Raw genomic sequence first — 16,528 nt, 5'->3', positions numbered from 1 at the left:
CCTCCCGCCCCCGCACCGGCCGCCCCGCTCAGGAAGCTTGTCAGCACGGCCCAGGCCCCGGACATGGCGAAGAAGAAGAAGGGAGGCCTCCTGGGAGGCCTCTTCGGAGGAGGCTCGGCCGAAAAGTCCGTGATGAAGGAGTCGAAGATGGAGCCACCCTCCTTCTCCGATGATGACGACACCTACGCGGACGGCCTGGCCTCCGAGCAGGAGGAGGGCTTCTCCGCGTCCGCCCGCGACGCCGCACCCCAGGAAGCGGGGGCCGAGGCCCTGCTGGGACGACAGCTCGCCAATGGACTGTGGGCGGGGACCGGCCCCGGACCGGAGCCCGTGCAGCAGGCTCGCGCCACCGCGCTCGCGCTGCTGGAGCTCTTGCGCGAGGGCATCACCAGCAGCCACGCGCTGCATGGTGCCCAGGTGAAGAAGGCGGTGGAGGCCCTGCTGACGCTCGCCGCCCAACTCACCGGCGCTCCCGAGGTCGCGGAGCTGGCCCTGGGCGTGGCCTGGCTCGTCGCGGCGGGCCCGCGCACCCGGGGTCGCATCGAGCAGGCGGCCAGGCCCCTCGCCGGGCTCAACGGCCGACTGGGCAACGACGCCGAGCTGCGTCAGCACGTCGATACGCTCGCCACCCGCTGACGCGGCGCTTCTGGGCAGGACTCCTTGAAGTCTCCGGCGACCTCGGCCCCTCCCTCGTGAACGGGCCGAGGTCGTCGCATAGAGTGGGTGGCGCCCATGACGCTCGCCACCCTCCTGCTCGTTGCTCTCAGTGCCACCCAAGTCGGGGATGAAGCGCAGACCGCACCTGCCTCATCAGCACCTCTCACGTCGGAGACCCTGACGGCGCCTCCGTTGATGACCACGCCCGACGCGTGCCCTCCCGAAGCGGAGGCTCGCTACAACGAGGGCTTCAACGCGCTCATCCAAGGCAAGGACACCCAGGCCTCCGAGGCCTTCACCGAGGTCCTCGCCGTCTGTCCCCAGCACCCCTACGCCACCGAGTTCGGACGGCTCACCCGGGCCCGGCTCAAGCCCGGCGCGAAGCTGGCGCAGGCGGCGGTCTATGAGAATACGGAGCGTCGCTCGGGCGCCGCCGTCGCGTCGCTGACGGTGGTGCAGACGCTGCACGGCGCGACGCAGGGCATCCTGCTGTGCGCCATCGCGGACTGCAGGGACCAGGGCTACGTGGCCGCGTCCATGCTCGGAGCGGGCGCGGGGGTCACCAGCGCGCTGCTGCTGTCGCAAGGTGGCATCACCTCCGGGCAGGCGGCCGTCATCAACTCCGGCACCGTGTGGGGTTTCTGGTTCGGCATCGCGTCGATGCTCGCCTTCGACCTGGAGGACGATGATGCGCTGAGGGCCGCCATCATCGGCGGCGCGGGCTTCACCGGCGTGGGCGTCCTGCTCGCCAACCTGGTGCAGCCCACCGCGGGGCAGGTGTCCATGGCCAACTCCGGTGGCCTGTGGGCCGGCGTGGTGACGGCCCTGTTCCTGGCCACGTCGGAGAGCGACAACACGAAGTCCTTCTTCGCCGCCGAGCTGGCCGCGACGTCCGCCGGCATCATCGGCTTCGCGGTGCTGTCGCGCAGCCTGCCCGTATCCCGGGGCCGCATGCTGCTCATCGACGCGGGCGGCATCGTCGGCGGACTGCTCGGCGCCAGCACCATGTACACCTTCACGGGCGGCGACGACGGCGACAGCGGCGACAACGGCGACGCCATCCTCATCAGCGCGGGCGTCGGCGTCCTGGGCGGGCTGGCCCTCACGGCCTATCTCACGCGCAACTTCGACGCGCCCCGGCTCCCCCAGGTGATGTTGACTCCCACCCTGATGGGCAAGGAAGGCGCGGGCATGGCGCTGGCGGGTCAGTTCTAATCACGCCGCCTCGCAGTGCCTGGAAAGCGCCCATGCCCGTCGACTCCACCGCCCTTGCGTCCCTCCAACATCAGCGCGCGCTGCGCGTCCGTCAGGTGAAGGAGTGGGGAGAAATCCTCACCGGCTTCGAGGGACGCAACAAGTACCAGGTGGTAGGGGACGACGGAGAGACGGTCTTCTTCGCGGGCGAGGTGGGCAGCGGGCTGGGCCTGCTGTTGCTGCGCAACTTCTTCAAGGCCAAACGCCCCTTCACGATGGAGCTGAAGTCGCCCTCGGGCGCCGTCGCGCTGCGGCTGCGACGGCCGTGGCGCTTCTGGCTGGCCCGCATGGATGTGGAGGACGGCGACGGGCGACTCCTGGGCAGCGTGCGCCAGCGCTTCCGCTTCTTCACGCGCGCCTATGACATCGTCGGCCCCGGCGGAGAGGAGCTGGGCCACCTGCGCGGCCCGCTCTTCCGTCCGTGGACGTTCGTGATTGAAGAGGGCGGTCGCGAGGTCGGCACCATCGCCAAGCGGTGGAGCGGCTTCGGCAAGGAGCTGTTCACCGACGCCGACAGCTTCGGCGTCCAGTTCGACGGCGCCCTGAGGGGCGCGCTCCTGCGCACCCTGGCCGTGGCCGCCACGTTCCTCATCGACTTCGTCCACTTCGAGAACCGGCGCGAGAACAAGGACTGAGCCCCCGCGCCAGGGCTCACGACGGGCGTCGCTTCTGCGCCGCCAATCCCAGCGCCGTCAGCAGCCACGCGAGCGATGCGCCCGGTCCTCCCGTCGCGCAGTCATCACACCCGTCCGGCTTCGAGTCCCGGATTCGCACCACGGCCTCCACCGGTGCGCTCTGGAGCTTCCCGTCACTCGCCACCACTCGCAGCTTCACCTCCGTGGGCTCCTTCACCTTCGGCCCCGTGAAGCGCACCGTCGCCGTGGTCGCTCCCTCCAGTGTCACCGGCGGCCCCGAGGTCTGGGTCCACGCGTACGTCAGCGCATCCCCTTCGGGGTCCGTTCCCTCCGCCGTCACCTCGACGCGGCTCTCCTCGTTCACCTCCTGCTCCGGCACCGGACTCACCACGGGCGCCTGGTTGAGGCACAGCCCCGCGTCGTCCACCACCGTGGTGAACGGCGTGTTCACCAGCCCCTCGAAGTGGAGGTCGTCGACATCCCAGCCAGCGATCGTGGCGAAGACGCTGTCGATGAAGTCGGTGCCGTAGAGGAAGCGCACGCGCACCGTCTGGCCCGCGTACGTCATGCCCAGGTCCACGCTCACCGCCTCGAAGGCGGGGTAGGCGCTGTTCCTCGCGCTGTAGACGGGACGGCCCGCGAGCGGATTCTCGTAGCCCCAGGGGTCCTCGAGGAAGGCGTTGTACGTGGGCGTCGCCGCCTCGCCGAGGTCCGTCCACGTCTGCCCATCATCCGTGCTCAGCTCGATGACGGCCCCATCGAGATAGACGGGCGGCGCTTCATCCTCGAAATAGGTCTCGATGTCGTGGCGATGTCGGAAGGAGAAACGCAGCGGCCGGTCCGTGGCCACCTGGAGCGGGGGCGAGACCAGGGCCCGCAGCCCCACATGGTTCAGGTTGGGGGCATGGAACAGATATCCCCCTTCAGCGGAGACTTCACGCACCCAGGACCTCCTGCTGTCCAAGGGGTCGTGCTCGAATCGCCAGGAGTGCCGCTCCGCATCCACCGTCTCCGTCGCGCTCGACGCGAGCACCTCATCCCGGCTCACCCAGAGCGGAAGCGACGCGGTCTGGTCTCCCGGCACGGTCTGCGCTTCGTCCCGGAAGGCGAGGCTCATGTTGAGCCATCGTCGCGACGTGCCTCCCAGGAGCTCCACGGGGAACTCCGCGCGCACCTCCTGGAAGGGGGCGGACGGAGGAATGGACCAGGTGCTCCCCTCGGGGAATATCAGGTCGCCCGAGTCGCTCGTCGCCGTCAGGGTCGACCGCTCCAACCGCCCCGTCCCCGCATTGCGGACCGTGAGGCGCACGCGTGCTTGTTCTCCCGCATCCAGGATGCCGTCGTCGTCACAGGAGCGCGCGCCCTGAATCAGCTCCAACCGCACAAGGGACAGGTCCTTGCCTGAATAGAAGCTCTCGACGACTCCCGCGTGATCCAGGGAGTCTCGATGCGGCGCCACCGCCCGCAGGCCAGCGCCACGTCGGGCGAACGCCTGGGAGAAGAGCTCGAAGTCGCGGGAGTCTCGCGCCAACGCCGCCGCGAGCAGGGCATCCCGCGCCTCCAGGAACGTGGGGTCCACGGGCGTCAGCTTGAGCGACGCGACGAGGTACTCCTTCATTCGCGACTGGGCCTCCTCGAACGACAGGCGTTCCGTGTCGCGCAGGAGCGCCACGTAGCACTCCCACAGCATGACGGCCCACACCTCTCCGGAGTTGTGGAACTCCGCGTTCGGCCACTGCGCGGGCTCGCCGTTGAAAGGGATTCCCTCCGGCAAGGACACACCGTCCTGGATGAACCGGAAGGTGAGCGGGTTCCTGCCCAGGTCCGTCGTGTATGGATAGCGACGGATCCCCCAGTAGTATGCCTGATTGGCTTCAGCCGCCCGGATGTACCCGTTGGGGACATACACACCGCTGAAGTGCGCGTTCGCGGGAAGTTGCGCGTCTTCCGCGCGCGCCTTCAGCAGCAGCGCCGCGAAGTCGCTCCAACCCTCGCCCATCGATGCACCCTGCCCATTCAACAGGCCGACACCGTCACCGACGAGGCGATTGGACATGTAGTGCATCCACTCGTGAGCGAGGAGGCCTGAGTCGAGCGCGCCATCCCTGGCGGGCCCCCCTCGCACGAGCCGCAGCGTCGTCTCTCCTTCCTCGAGCGCCGCGCGCACCAGCGCCCCCGTCTCGGTCGTGACGCCGGCCAAGGGGATGGTGACGACACTGGAGCGACCGGGAAAGCCCTCGGCCCTCCAGACAAGGTTCCGCGGGGCGATGAGGACAGCAACCGCTCCCGCCTGCTGTGCGTGCATCGCCTTGATGAGCGAGTCGCACCTCCTGCCCCCATCCACGACCGCGACCTTGCCCTGGACTTCCGCCGCGTTCGTCAATGGCTCGCAGGCATCGTTGACCGTGCCGCCCGCCACCCCGTCCACGGCCAGCACCGCGTTGGCGCTGACGTCGAACACCTGGGGGCCGTAGTCCGCGAACCCCAGCATGAAGGGCCCCTGCGTACCCCCAGAGGTCTGGACGTAGAGGTCCCTGGCGGAGCGGTTGTCGTAGATCAAGAGCGTCATCAACGGCCGCGCCCCATCCGCCGGAGTGTCCATCATGGCGTTGTTGCGCGCCCAGAAAACCTGCGTCCCCACCACCATGGAGTCTTCCTCCAGCCCTCCCCTCCCGAAGTTGTCGTGCTGCGCGTTGCCCGCGGCCTCGTCGAAGCCCGAGTCGTAGAACCAGTCGTGCAGGAAGTTCGTGACGAAGAAGGCGTGGGTGATGCCCGCCATCTGCTGCTCGTCGGTGATGCTCGGCCCGTGGCGATGGTCATAGCCATGGCTGAAGACCCCCGCCTCGGAGAGGATCGCGTACAGGTCCCCTGGGCCGTATTCGCCATAGGGGTCCACCAGGTCCGCGTAGGCCTCCACGTTGTTGCCCTCGGTGCGCGTGGCGCTCGGAGCCAGCCACGGGTCATTCCGACTGAAGGGCGCGTTGCGCAACGTCACCAGATTGGGAGCCACCAGGGGCGCCTGATAACCATCCGGCAGGCCCGTGGGGTGAGGGCTGCCCTGATGGCCCGTGGGGTCATGCAAGGGAACGAAGGGCGAAGCGGTGTCCGCCCATACCTTGTATGTGAAGGCCTCCGATTCTCGAGTGAGCGAGTGGCGGACGAGCAGCCGTCCATCGTCAGCGGCGATGACATACGCGTAGAGGTCGCCAGGTCCCTCGGTCACGGACTCGGTGCCCAGCTCCACGTAGTGCGCCGGCACCAACGCGTCCGGCATCGGGTAGTAGACGGGCTTCGTCCTCGTGGTCCCTCGCAGCCGGACCGTCCTGGGACCCGGTGACAGCTCGAAGGACTGGTAGGGCGGCCGCGCGGGGCCCGTTTCAGCGAGGCTCGCTGGCGGCAATGCGTGTCCCTCCAGGTCACGGTAGGCCCGGGCAATCGCTTCGCGGGGCTGGAGGATGAACGCCGCGCCTTTCGAGAAGCGCGGAGTCGAGCCCACCGGACTCAGGTGCCCCGACATCGCCACCAGGGACTGGCGCGAATCCAACAACACCTTCAACGACTGGCGGAAGACCTCGATGCCCTCCACGCGCTGTCCGAAGGTGACGATTCCACCCCCGGAGGGAAGTCGCTGCACGGCGGTCACTGGCACATGGTCGGCGTCCGTGCGCTCCAGGCGATACACCGGTGCGTACCGCTCCAACAGCCCACGAGCGACCTGCTCGGGACGCTGGGGCGCGGCGCTCGCGGACACCTTCGCCTGGGTCCCGTCACCCCAGACGAAGGTGGGGACGCCGAGGCGCTCCTCTTCGTGTGCGATGGAAAGACCCGGAGCGTCCGGACGAGCGAGGTGTGCGAGCGAAGAAGACGGAGCCGTGGTGAAGACATCCACCGTCGGCAATCGCTCACGGGCCAGGACAGGAAACACCGTCACCAGGACGACACTGGCGAACAGACCGGACAGTCTCATGGCGAGCTCCTGGGCTCGTGGGGAAGCAGAAGAGTTCCATTATCCAGTTACAAAAACCATCCCGAAACCGGACTCGCGAAGAGTGCTTGTCTTTTGAGCCGTACCCCTTGCCAGGGGTTGACAGGCACGGGTGCGCGACTGGTGCTACTTCAGTTCACGCATGGACAGAGGGCAGCCCTCGAAGGTCCTGGAGGGCCGCAAGATTCTCCAAGAGAAGCTGGCGAGCACCTCCTAGAAGCAGGGCTCACCTCAGGAGCACACGACATGGCTTCCATCCGGAAAGAAATCACGACCCGCGCCACGCCCGAGTTTGTCTGGGATGCAATCCGCGACATCGGTGCGCTCCACACGAGACTGGTTCCCGGGTTCGTGGTCGACACGCGCCTGGAGCCCGGGGCCCGGGTGGTCACCTTCCGCAATGGAATGGTGGTCAAGGAGCCCATCGTGACGGTGGACGACGAGGGACGGCGCCTCGTGTGGGGCGCGGAGGGTGGACCGCTGACCCACTACAACGGAGCGGTCCAGGTCTTCACGGAGGGCACGGGGAGTCGGGTCGTCTGGACCGCGGATTTCCTGCCCCACGAGGCCAGCGCCGTCGTCGGCCCCATGATTGAGGAAGGCATGGCCGCCATGAAGCAGGCGCTCGACAAGGCCCGCTAACGCGTCGGGAGTTCGCGGAAGGTGAGGCCGTCCAGGCCGAGCCGGACCACGGCGTCCCTGAATCGCTCTGTGCCGATGACCATCGTCGCGAAGTTCGCCAATCGGAACAGGTCCAGTTCCGGAGGCAGCGAGGCCGCGTCCAGGATGGGCTCATCGGGCCGCCCGAAGCCGACCCGGCCACAGGTCTCGCACGGCGGCGGTTCCTCTGGTGGGATGCAGTCGGCATGCAGAATGCCGTGCGGGTCCACCTGGAGTTCCAACAGGTCCGGTGGGTTCTTCTGTCGGAACCGCAGCGCGGTCGGGAAGGCCCGAAGCCCGTGCAGTCCTCCGACCTGGAGTTGCTCAACCATCTCTTGGTCAAGCAGCAACACATCGAGGAGCCACACGAAATCCGGGAGCTTTCCGGACGAAGTGCCCACCAACGGGCCGAAGCTCGTGCCCGGAGGTAGCGCGGCATGGGGAGGCACCAGGGGGCGTACCAGTTCGCGCAGGCGCGTGAATTCCGGGAGGGGCTCGGGTCGGGCCTTCTCGAACTCGCGATGCTCTGGCAGTTGTGTCAGGTCCACGCCGGGGAAGTGGTGCCCCAGGCCTCCCCAGGTTGCTCCGCACATGGGGCACTTCAACAAGCCCGGCAGATGCCATCGGTGCGATGCATCCACGTACCCCCGGTACTTCGCAGTAACGGCGTAGTCCTCATCCACCCAGAAAAATCGCGGCATCCGCCATCACGCTCCTGGCTTGGAATAGTACGGTCGGATGGGGCCACCGATGAGCTGGAAACGGTAGATGAGTTCCCCAGCGTGCTTGAAAATCTCTTCTGGTGAGGCGCCAGGCTTGCTCCTGATGAAGACCCGCCACGCCTCATTCCACTGCCCTCCGTGTCCTCCCACATTGTGAATTCGTTGATGAAGATCGCGCGGGATGGGCATGGTGTAGTCATGGATCTTGACGCCCTGACGCACGAACCAATCTTGAAGCCTTTGTTCCTGCGGGAAGATGTGGTGCTTCTCCCAACGGCCGGCCGTAAGCTGATGTGACGGAGGAATGATCCGCGCGGGGGCGCCATTCCAATTGGGAAACGTCATGACGGCGCCACGCGGGAGGTTCTGTGCTCCGCCCCAGTTCCTCCGAGGCCCACTGCCCGGCGCGGCAGCAGCCGCTGGCGGACGGGAGGGCGGGAAGCGCGCCTCCACGATTGCTCCCGGCGTATCCTCACACCGGTAGAAGCCGCAGGCGTCATCCAGACATAGCAGGGTGACGCACCGGTCTTCCTCGGGGTCGTCGCACTCCACCTCGGCCTCATCCCATGCCTGCTGCAGGGGAGGCCTTCCTCCAGTGGAACAGCCCAACCAGGACACGACGAGCAGCGACAGCCAGAAAGCGCAAGGGACTCGCATAGGCGACAAAACCTACCACCCTGGTCTGTCGTGGCCCTTACCGGCGCCGCGTCAGGGATTGAGCGCTCAGCGCCGCTTCAAACCATACATGGACATCAGGATGCCCTCGAAGGTCTTCGCGGGCAGCAGTGCCTTCGCCACCAGGGCCGCGCGCTGCGCGAGCTTCCCCACCGAGTACCGCACGTCAGGCGCCTCCACCTCCATCACCTCCAGCACCCGCCGCGCCACGTCCTCGGAAGGCACGCCCTCGCGCTCCTCCTTCTCGATGATGGCCAACACCTTCTCGAAGGACTCCCGATACGCCGAGCCCTCGCCAGACGCCGCCGCGCGCACCCGGTTGTCCGTCAGCCGCGTGCGCACGTCCCCCGGCTGCACCAGCGTGGCGTGGATGCCAAACGCCTCCACCTCCTGGCGCAGGCTCTCCGTCAGCCCCTCCAACGCGAACTTGCTCGCGCTGTAGAAACCCTGGAACGGCAACCCCACCGCCCCACCCAATGAGCTGATGTTGATGATGCGGCCAGAGCGCCGCTCGCGCATGGACGGCAACACCGCCTGGCAGACGCGCAACACGCCCAACACGTTGGTGTCGAGCTGCCGCCACGCCTCCTCCACGGAGGTGTCCTCCACCGCTCCCGCCAACGCATGGCCCGCGTTGTTCACCACCACGTCGATGCGGCCCTCACGCGCCAGCACCGTCTCCACCGCGCGGCGCACGGACGCATCCTGCGTCACGTCCATCTCCAGCATCCGGTAGCCCACCGACTCCCGCACCGAGGGCTGACGGCTGGTGCCGTAGACGATGTGCTTGCGCACCGTCAGCAGCTCGACGCAGGCCTCGCCGATACCCGAGGAGGCTCCCGTGACGAGGACCACCTTGCTGCCCTGGGACGTGTCCATGCACGCCCATGATTCCGCGTCCCCTCCGCGCGCACCACGGGAACTCGCGGACGCGTGGCGTCACATTCCCGGGACACTGCTGGAGTCAGGAATTCCGGGCGGAACTTTCCGGGTCAGACGTGCTTTCGCACGGTGGGAGGCACGCGCTCCTGCCCCTCCGCATCCCTCGGGACGCCGTCCCAGGGCTGCTCGGGCCGGTAGCGCTGAACCTCGCGCACCATGAAGAACGCCGCCGCGGACAACATGCCCAGGTCATCCAACCAGCCCAACACGGGGATGAAGTCCGGCACCGCGTCCACCGGCGACAGGAAGTAGACCACCGCTACCACTCCGGCCAGCTTCCGCCAGAGCGCCACGCGAGGGTCCCTCACGTACTGAAAGAAGCGGGTGCCCATGCCACGAAGACCTGCGATGTTCATACCCACCTCTACGCACGGGGAGGCCGGGTGATTGCACCCCGGGAGCCACCCCCAGCGTACGCCGCCTGCCTGCCCGGAGGACAGCCAACCTAATCCGGACTGTCCGCCAGCACGCCCGCCTTCCCCACGATTTCCAGCCGCGCCCGGTCTCCCGGCCGCAGCGACAGCTCCGGCGCCCCACGCACCACCAGCTCCATGCCACCACAGGCCACGGTGTACTCGGCGCTAGGGCCCTGGAACTCGCGCGACAGCACCTCCGCGCGCAGGGCCCCGCCCACCGCCACCGAATCCGTGTCCGGAACCAGCCGCAGTGACTCCGGACGCAGCGACAGCAGCACCTTGCCCTTCGCCTGCCCCATCACCGGAAGGTTGCCCAACACCGTGCGCGCTCCACCGCCGAAGCCCATGCCGGGCAATAGATTCGTGCCGCCCAGGAAGTACGCGACGAAGGCCGTGCGCGGCGCGGAGTAGACGGACTCGGGCGTGCCCACCTGCTCCACCTTGCCCGCGCGCATGACGGCCAACCGGTCCGCGAAGGCCATCGCCTCGCCCTGGTCGTGCGTGACGAGCACCACCGTGGCCCCCAACGACTTGAGCACGCGGCGCACCTCGATGCGCGTGGAGGCACGCAGCCCGCTGTCCAGGCTGGAGAAGGGCTCGTCCAACAGCAGCACGCGCGGCCCTGGCGCCAATGCACGTGAGAGCGCCACGCGCTGCTGCTGACCTCCGGAGAGCGAGTGCGGCATGCGCGAGGCGAACTCGCCCAGGCCGAACAGCGTCAGCATGGCGCGCGCCTTGTCCTCCGCCTCGCGCCGCGACAGCTTCGACAGGCCGAACGTCACGTTCTCCAGCACGGACAGGTGCGGGAACAGGGCGTAGTCCTGGAACACCATGCCCACGCTGCGCTGCTCCGGAGGCACGAAGGCGCCGGGGCCCACCAGCACGCGGCCGTCCAGGGTAAGGGTGCCCGCACCGGGACGCTCGAAGCCCGCCACCAGTCGCAGCGTCGTCGTCTTGCCGCAGCCAGAGGGGCCGAGCAGGGCCACCACCTCGCCGGGCTCCACCGACAATGACAGGCCATCCACGGCGGCGGTGCCGCTGGGCGTGTAGCGAAGGGACAGGGCGTCGAGCGTGAGCAGGGACATGGCGAAGGCGCCGCGCACCCTACCGCGTTCCGCCGCTACTTCCAGGGCGGCCGAGCTGCCATCCGCTTCTCGACGTCCACCTTCACGTCCTCGTCGACGTGGGAGACGATGCCGTCCGCCAGCACCTCCGGCAGGGCGGCCTCCTTGTGCGCCGCCCACCGCGAGTCGAAGACCTTCGGGCCCGAGAGCCTGCTCCGCGCCGGCTTGCGCACGGCCGTCTTCGGCTTGCAGTTGCCGAGGGGGGCGCTGTTCACGATGTTGCCAGAGGAGAGGGCCCCAGCACCTCCAGCGAACCATCGTCTACGCGTCTCACGCCTCGAGAATCGCGACGCATGAGGGCACACGCGTCAGCCCCGAGGTGCGTCGCCCTCCTGCGACACGAGCAGCCCCACACCCAACGCGGAGATGGCCATCAGCACCAGCGCGGGCAGCGCGGCCTCCGCGAAGCGCCCCTCAGCCGTGGCACCCCACACGCGCGTCGCGAGCGTCTCGAAACCGATGGGCGCCAACAGCAGCGTGGCCGGCAGCTCCTTCATCGCCGTGAGGAAGACGAGCGCCGCGCCCGCCAGCAACCCGGGACGCAAGAGCGGCGCGGTGACGCGACGGAACACCGCCGGAGGAGACTGCCCCAGCGACGCGGCGGCCTCCGCCAGGTGGGGATTGAGCTGGAGCAGCGCCGAGCGCACCATGCCCACCGCCTGCGGCAGGAAGCGCACCACGTACGCCAGCACCAGCATCGCCAGCGTGCCGTAGAGGAACGGCAGCGCGCGCACCCCCAGGAAGACGAGCGACAGCGCCAGCACGATGGGCGGCAGCGCATAACCCACGTAGGAGACTCGCTCCATCGCCAGGGTGAGCCGTCCCGGATATCGCACCGCGAGGAAGGCCAGCGGCAACGCGCCCAGCACCGACGCCACCGCGCCCAGCACCGACGCGAGCACCGAGCCGAGCGCCGGCGCCATCATCGACGCGCTCTCCCCCACCAGCCCCCGCACGCCCCAGTACACGAGCACTCCCACCGGCAGCACCACGCCCACCGCCACCACCGCGCCACACAGCAGCAGCGCGGGCAGCCGCCAGCGTCCCAGCGACACCGGCGCGGACACCCGCGCGGCCCCCTTCGCGCTGCGGTGGTAGCCCGCGCGTCCTCGCAGGCGAACCTCCAGCACCAGCACGGCCGCCGTCACCACCACCAGCGCCAGTCCCAGCAGCGCGGCATAGGTCCGGTCATACGCGCCCTCGTACTGGACGTAGATGGCGCGCGAGAAGGCGTCGTACTGGAGCAGCGCCACCGCGCCGAAGTCCGACAACACATACAGTCCGACGAGCAGCGCGCCGGACACGAAGGCCGGACGCAACAGCGGCGCCGTCACCTTCCAGAAGGCTCGCGCCGGACTCATGCCCAGACTGCGCGCGCCCTCCAGCCAGGCGGGGTCCTGCGAGAGCAAGCCCGCGCGCAGCGCGAGGAAGAGATACGGATACGTGGACACCGTCAGCGCCAGGAGCGCGCCGGGAAAGCCATACACCGAGGGCACCGGCAGCCCCCAGCGCGACAGCGGTTCCTCCAACACCCCCCCGTTGCCGAACGTCGCCAGCAGCACGTAGCCGCTGACGAAGGTGGGCACCGCGAGCGGCACGCACAACAACACCGTCCAGCCGCGTCGTCCCGGGAGGTCCGTTTGTGTGGTGAGCCACGCCAGCGGCAGGGCCACGAGGGCAGCACAAGCGGTCACCGCCACCGCGAGCCCCAGCGTGCGCCACAACAGGCCCCACGTCTTGTCACGCCAGAGCAGGGCCCACGTGTCCGCATCGGCTTCCGCCGCGCGAACGCCCAGATACACCGCTGGCAGCACCGCGAGCGCGGCGACCACCAGCCCCGATACCAGCAACCACCCCGGAGGACGACGCGTCACTTCGACAACCTCAGAGGACGCCGGTGTCCTGGAGCAGCTTCACCGTGCCACGCAGGTCGTCGAGCCTGGACAGGTCCAGGTCGGGCGAGCCCACCTTCGCGAGCGACGGCAGCGCCTCCGCCGTCTTCACGCCCTTCACCAGCGGGTACTCATACGTCTCCTGCGAGAAGTACGTCTGCGCCTCCGGCTCCAGCAGGAACGCGGCGAACTTGTGCGCGTTGTCCACCTGCTTCGTCCCCTGGAGGATGCCCACGCCCGCCACGTTCACCAACGCGCCCGGGTCTCCCGCCGCGACGAAGTAGTTGGCCACCGGCAGCTCCGCGTTGCTCTTCTTCGCGGCGTACAGGTAGTAGTGATTGACGAAGCCCGCGTCGATTTCACCGCGGCCCAGCGCCTCGACGACGGCCGCGTTGTTCTTGTAGACGCGCGGCTCGTTGGCCTGGATGCCCTTGAGCCACGCGGTCGCCGCCTCGTCGCCCTTGAGCAGCCGCAGCGCGGTGACGAACGCCTGGAAGGAGGCGTTGGTGGGCGCCCAGCCCAGCCGGCCCTTCCACTTCGCATCCGTGAAGCCGAGGATGCTCTTGGGCAGGTCCGCCGGCTTCACCTTCTTCGTGTTGTAGGCCACCACGCGCGCTCGTCCACTGGTGCCCACCCACAGCCCCGTCGGCGAGCGGAAGCGCGCGTCCACCTTGTCCAGTGTCGCCTTGGGCAGCGCCTGGAGCCGGCCCGCGTTGCCCAGCGCGCCGAGCGCTCCCGCGTCCTGCGCGAAGAACACGTCCGCCGGAGTCTTGTCACCCTCCTCCAGCAGCGTGGCGGCGAGCTGCGGCGTCTCTCCGTAGCGCACCTTCACCTCGATGCCCGTCTTCTCGGTGAACTTCTTGAGCAGCGGCCCCACCAGCTTCTCGTTGCGGCCGGAGTAGACGGTGAGCGTCTCGGCCGCCAGCGCGGTGGAGGACACGGACAACAGCAGGGTCAAAAGGAGTTTGCGCATCATGGCGCGGCACCCTAACGGACACGCCCGCACGGTTCCACCCGTTGCATGCTCCCGAGGGCGCCTCGCGAGGCCCTGGAGGCGGCCCTCGGGAAGCGGGCCCCGGCCCTCCGTGTTGCCTGCACGGACTGTCGAAGCGCGAACATCGACTCCGGACCGCGCGCGGCATCAGACAGTTCCACGGACATCGGGATAATCTGCCGCGCGGTGCTTCCTTGACGTCTTGGAGGTTCATCCCATGCATCGTCTGTACACCGCAGTGTGCGCCGCGACCCTGTTGCTCGCGGCTCCGTCGTTTGCCCAGCCTTCCGCCGCGCCCGCCCCCGCGACGGGAAGTCCCGCCGCGAAGCCACAGGCGCCCGCGAGTCCCCCCTCCGCTCCCAAGTCCGCGATGCCCAACCCGATGAAGCTGTCGGCGGAGAAGACCCAGGTCGCGCTCCAGAAGATGCCCCAGGCGCGCCCCGAGGACGTGAAGACGCAGGACGGGCTGCTCGCCGCGCTCTACGACGTCATCAGCGGACCCGCGGGCAAGCCGCGTGACTGGCAGCGCTTCCGCTCCCTCTTCTATCCCGGCGCGCAGTTGGTCTCCGTCCAGCGCGCCAGGCCCGGTGGCCTTCCGGGTGTCGCGCCCATCACCCCCGACGACTACGCGGCCTTCAGTGAGGAGCTCTTCAAGACGCGAGGCTTCTTCGAGAAGGAGACGCATCGGCAGGTCGCCGGCTATGGAGACCTGGTCAACGTGTTGAGCGCGTACGAGTCCCGCGAGTCGCCCGAGAGCCAGCCGTTCTCCCGTGGCATCAACAACGTACAGCTCATCTTCGACGGCCAGCGCTGGTGGGTGCTGCACATCTCGTGGACGGATGAGAAGTCCGCGGGCGCGCCCGTGCCGGCGAGCTTCACGCGCAAGTAGGCCCGCCATGCCTCCCAGGTCCTCGTGCGATGCGCTGGTGGTGGGCAACTACTGCCATGACGTGTTGTCGCGAGGCCCGGGGGACACGGTGCACACGCTCGGGGGTTCGGCGGCGTACATCTCCTCGGTGTTCGAGGCCATGGGTGTGGACCATGCGGTGGTAGCGGTCGCGGGCGAGGACTTCGCCTATGCGGACCGCGTGCGGTATCCGCCGCTCATCGTCCCGGGCACGCGCACCACGCGGTTCATCGCGGACCTGAGCCAGGAGGAGCGGGTGCTGCGAGTGGGTGCGCGCGCCGCCCCCATCCGCCCCAAGGACATCATCTTCGACGCGCGGGTGGCGCTCGCTTGTGGAGTCATGGGGGAGGTGTTGCCCGAGACGCTCATCCGGATGTCCCAGCACGCGACACAGGTGCTGGCGGATGCGCAGGGGCTGCTGCGGACCCTGGATGAACACGGCCGCGTGCTCAATCAGAGACTCGAGGACACGCCCTTCGCGGCGCTCTTGGGGCACCTGCACGTGCTCAAGGCGAGCGAGGAGGAGGCGCGTGTGCTGGACCTCGACGCCGTGCGCGCGAAGACGTGTCTGGTGGTGACGCGAGGCGCGAAGGGATGCACGGTGCTGACCGCGCGAGACACGCTCCAGGTGCCGTCCTGGCCCGTGGAGGAGGTGGACCCGACAGGCGCGGGAGACTGCTTCCTCGCGGGCTTCACCCTGGGGCTGCTGCGCGGGGAGTCGCTCGCGCGCTGCGCGGAGCTGGCCAACTGGTTCGGCGCGCAGGCGGTGACCCAGGTCGGCGTGCCCAGGTTGGATGTGACGCGATTGCCCGCCGAGTTGCGGTGACTTCCCCGAGGCATCCCCTCATTCAGCAGGCTGACGAGGAAGCGGCAGGTCCGCCGGCTCGTGCGAAGAGTAGGACACGCTCGACAGGGTGAGCCCCCTCAATGAAAAGAAGGTGCATGCCTTCCTCGACGGACTCTTCGGAGACGACCTGCATGCCAAGAGGGTCTTGTCGCTGTCACTGGCGACGCTGGGCGTGGTCCATGCGGCCAGCCTGTCGGGAATGCCTCAGGTCAGTCCCAGCAAGTACACTCCGGCGGATGGGGGGCGCTGTCATGTCGCAACCAAGTGGGGAACGCCGGTGGACGTTGCCGGCCCGAGGCTCGGACTGGGTCGTCGTCCTATCCGCCAGCCGCGAGGCGCAACGGAACCGGGTGCCGGACGTCTTCGTCACGTCCGCTCTCGACCACTGGCTGACGACGCCCACGGCGCGCACGCTGCATGCCATGGACGAGGCGCTCGGCGGCGGCCCGCCACTGGGGCAGTCCCGACTGGAGCGCGGCCAGTACGAGCGGCGCCTCAAGCAGCGGCTCGCCGACGCCTTCACCCGCGGCGAGCTGGTGGCGCTGGAGGTGGAGCGCCCCGTGCTCGTGCCCCCGCCCTCGCCGGATACGTTCATCCAGAAGCCCGCGGAGGCGTCCATCGAGGAGCCGACATGGCTGGTCATCGAGTTGACGGACGAAGGGGGCAAGCCCGTCCCCAACGCGCACTACATGGTGACGCTGCCGGACGGCACCACTCGAGAGGGCACCCTCAACAAGAACGGCTACGCACGCGTGGACGGCGTGAATCCGGGGGAGAGCCAGGTCTCCTTCCCCGACCTGGACGGAAGCAGTTGGAGA

15 protein-coding genes and 1 pseudogene are annotated in these 16,528 nt (G+C 68.6%); 7 read left to right on the top strand and 9 right to left on the bottom strand.

The features are described from left to right. The 3 genes and pseudogenes from FJV41_RS54170 to FJV41_RS38340 all read left to right on the top strand — a co-directional run. Positions 1-636 (top strand): annotated as a pseudogene (locus FJV41_RS54170) (VIT domain-containing protein); the annotation flags it as partial. Between the two features lie 96 nt (positions 637-732). Further along, positions 733-1,872 (top strand): hypothetical protein, encoded by a 1,140-nt coding sequence (locus FJV41_RS38345; RefSeq protein ID WP_141647573.1) that lies wholly within the window; start codon positions 733-735, stop codon positions 1,870-1,872. Positions 1,873-1,904: 32 nt separating this feature from the next. Then, complete coding sequence (locus tag FJV41_RS38340; protein WP_141647572.1) at positions 1,905-2,546, top strand: phospholipid scramblase-related protein; 642 nt, start codon at positions 1,905-1,907, stop codon at positions 2,544-2,546. A gap of 16 nt (positions 2,547-2,562) precedes the next feature. On the opposite strand, the gene FJV41_RS38335 is transcribed toward FJV41_RS38340, so the two are convergent. Then, a complete protein-coding gene (locus tag FJV41_RS38335; RefSeq protein ID WP_141647571.1) occupies positions 2,563-6,513 on the bottom strand; it encodes a myxosortase-dependent M36 family metallopeptidase in 3,951 nt (1,316 codons plus the stop codon). Between the two features lie 264 nt (positions 6,514-6,777). Between FJV41_RS38335 and FJV41_RS38330 the strand changes: the two genes are divergently transcribed. Beyond that, a complete protein-coding gene (locus FJV41_RS38330) occupies positions 6,778-7,173 on the top strand; it encodes an SRPBCC family protein (protein ID WP_141647570.1) in 396 nt (131 codons plus the stop codon). Here the strand turns inward: FJV41_RS38330 and sitI6 are convergent. The 8 genes from sitI6 to FJV41_RS38290 all read right to left on the bottom strand — a co-directional run bounded on the left by sitI6 (position 7,170) and on the right by FJV41_RS38290 (position 13,938). Continuing rightward, positions 7,170-7,892, bottom strand: a complete 723-nt coding sequence (sitI6, locus tag FJV41_RS38325) for a SitI6 family double-CXXCG motif immunity protein (RefSeq protein WP_141647569.1) — start codon at positions 7,890-7,892, stop codon at positions 7,170-7,172. The two genes, FJV41_RS38330 and sitI6, sit on opposite strands and share 4 nt — an antisense overlap. A gap of 6 nt (positions 7,893-7,898) precedes the next feature. Continuing rightward, complete coding sequence (gene sitA6 / locus FJV41_RS38320; protein ID WP_141647568.1) at positions 7,899-8,570, bottom strand: SitA6 family polymorphic toxin lipoprotein; 672 nt, start codon at positions 8,568-8,570, stop codon at positions 7,899-7,901. 66 nt (positions 8,571-8,636) lie between these two features. Next, positions 8,637-9,467 (bottom strand): SDR family oxidoreductase, encoded by an 831-nt coding sequence (locus FJV41_RS38315; protein ID WP_141647567.1) that lies wholly within the window; start codon positions 9,465-9,467, stop codon positions 8,637-8,639. A gap of 113 nt (positions 9,468-9,580) precedes the next feature. After that, positions 9,581-9,886 (bottom strand): YkvA family protein, encoded by a 306-nt coding sequence (locus FJV41_RS38310; protein ID WP_246137681.1) that lies wholly within the window; start codon positions 9,884-9,886, stop codon positions 9,581-9,583. 89 nt (positions 9,887-9,975) lie between these two features. Then, the gene (locus FJV41_RS38305; protein ID WP_141647566.1) at positions 9,976-11,031 is read right to left on the bottom strand and encodes an ABC transporter ATP-binding protein; all 1,056 of its coding nucleotides are present in this window, start codon (positions 11,029-11,031) and stop codon (positions 9,976-9,978) included. A 35-nt stretch (positions 11,032-11,066) separates the two neighbouring features. Beyond that, complete coding sequence (locus tag FJV41_RS38300) at positions 11,067-11,285, bottom strand: hypothetical protein (RefSeq protein ID WP_141647565.1); 219 nt, start codon at positions 11,283-11,285, stop codon at positions 11,067-11,069. A 93-nt stretch (positions 11,286-11,378) separates the two neighbouring features. Beyond that, positions 11,379-12,944 carry an ABC transporter permease gene (locus tag FJV41_RS38295; RefSeq protein ID WP_141647564.1) on the bottom strand — a complete coding sequence of 522 codons (1,566 nt, stop codon included), beginning with the start codon at positions 12,942-12,944 and terminating at the stop codon, positions 11,379-11,381. 10 nt (positions 12,945-12,954) lie between these two features. Further along, a complete protein-coding gene (locus tag FJV41_RS38290) occupies positions 12,955-13,938 on the bottom strand; it encodes an iron ABC transporter substrate-binding protein (protein ID WP_141647563.1) in 984 nt (327 codons plus the stop codon). A 235-nt stretch (positions 13,939-14,173) separates the two neighbouring features. Between FJV41_RS38290 and FJV41_RS38285 the strand changes: the two genes are divergently transcribed. The 3 genes from FJV41_RS38285 to FJV41_RS38270 all read left to right on the top strand — a co-directional run. After that, positions 14,174-14,845 carry a nuclear transport factor 2 family protein gene (locus FJV41_RS38285; RefSeq protein WP_141647562.1) on the top strand — a complete coding sequence of 224 codons (672 nt, stop codon included), beginning with the start codon at positions 14,174-14,176 and terminating at the stop codon, positions 14,843-14,845. A gap of 7 nt (positions 14,846-14,852) precedes the next feature. Next, entirely contained in the window at positions 14,853-15,689 is an 837-nt protein-coding gene (locus FJV41_RS38280) for a PfkB family carbohydrate kinase (RefSeq protein ID WP_141647561.1), read from the top strand. A 272-nt stretch (positions 15,690-15,961) separates the two neighbouring features. Then, on the top strand, positions 15,962-16,528 hold a 567-nt coding region (locus FJV41_RS38270), incomplete at its 3' end, for a carboxypeptidase-like regulatory domain-containing protein (RefSeq protein WP_141647560.1).

The sequence above is a fragment of the Myxococcus llanfairpwllgwyngyllgogerychwyrndrobwllllantysiliogogogochensis genome (assembly GCF_006636215.1).
GTDB classification, from domain to species: Bacteria; Myxococcota; Myxococcia; order Myxococcales; family Myxococcaceae; genus Myxococcus; species Myxococcus llanfairpwllgwyngyllgogerychwyrndrobwllllantysiliogogogochensis.
This window is presented reverse-complemented; position numbering and strand designations above follow the sequence as displayed.

Coding starts and splice junctions, on each gene's coding strand:
- FJV41_RS38330 (WP_141647570.1), top strand. CDS start 6,778: ATGGCTTCCATCCGGAAAGAAATCACGACCCGCGCCACGCCCGAGTTT.
- sitI6 (WP_141647569.1), bottom strand. CDS start 7,892: ATGCCGCGATTTTTCTGGGTGGATGAGGACTACGCCGTTACTGCGAAG.
- FJV41_RS38285 (WP_141647562.1), top strand. CDS start 14,174: ATGCATCGTCTGTACACCGCAGTGTGCGCCGCGACCCTGTTGCTCGCG.
- FJV41_RS38345 (WP_141647573.1), top strand. CDS start 733: ATGACGCTCGCCACCCTCCTGCTCGTTGCTCTCAGTGCCACCCAAGTC.
- FJV41_RS38335 (WP_141647571.1), bottom strand. CDS start 6,513: ATGAGACTGTCCGGTCTGTTCGCCAGTGTCGTCCTGGTGACGGTGTTT.
- FJV41_RS38340 (WP_141647572.1), top strand. CDS start 1,905: ATGCCCGTCGACTCCACCGCCCTTGCGTCCCTCCAACATCAGCGCGCG.
- FJV41_RS38310 (WP_246137681.1), bottom strand. CDS start 9,886: ATGAACATCGCAGGTCTTCGTGGCATGGGCACCCGCTTCTTTCAGTAC.
- FJV41_RS38315 (WP_141647567.1), bottom strand. CDS start 9,467: ATGGACACGTCCCAGGGCAGCAAGGTGGTCCTCGTCACGGGAGCCTCC.
- sitA6 (WP_141647568.1), bottom strand. CDS start 8,570: ATGCGAGTCCCTTGCGCTTTCTGGCTGTCGCTGCTCGTCGTGTCCTGG.
- FJV41_RS38290 (WP_141647563.1), bottom strand. CDS start 13,938: ATGATGCGCAAACTCCTTTTGACCCTGCTGTTGTCCGTGTCCTCCACC.
- FJV41_RS38280 (WP_141647561.1), top strand. CDS start 14,853: ATGCCTCCCAGGTCCTCGTGCGATGCGCTGGTGGTGGGCAACTACTGC.
- FJV41_RS38305 (WP_141647566.1), bottom strand. CDS start 11,031: ATGTCCCTGCTCACGCTCGACGCCCTGTCCCTTCGCTACACGCCCAGC.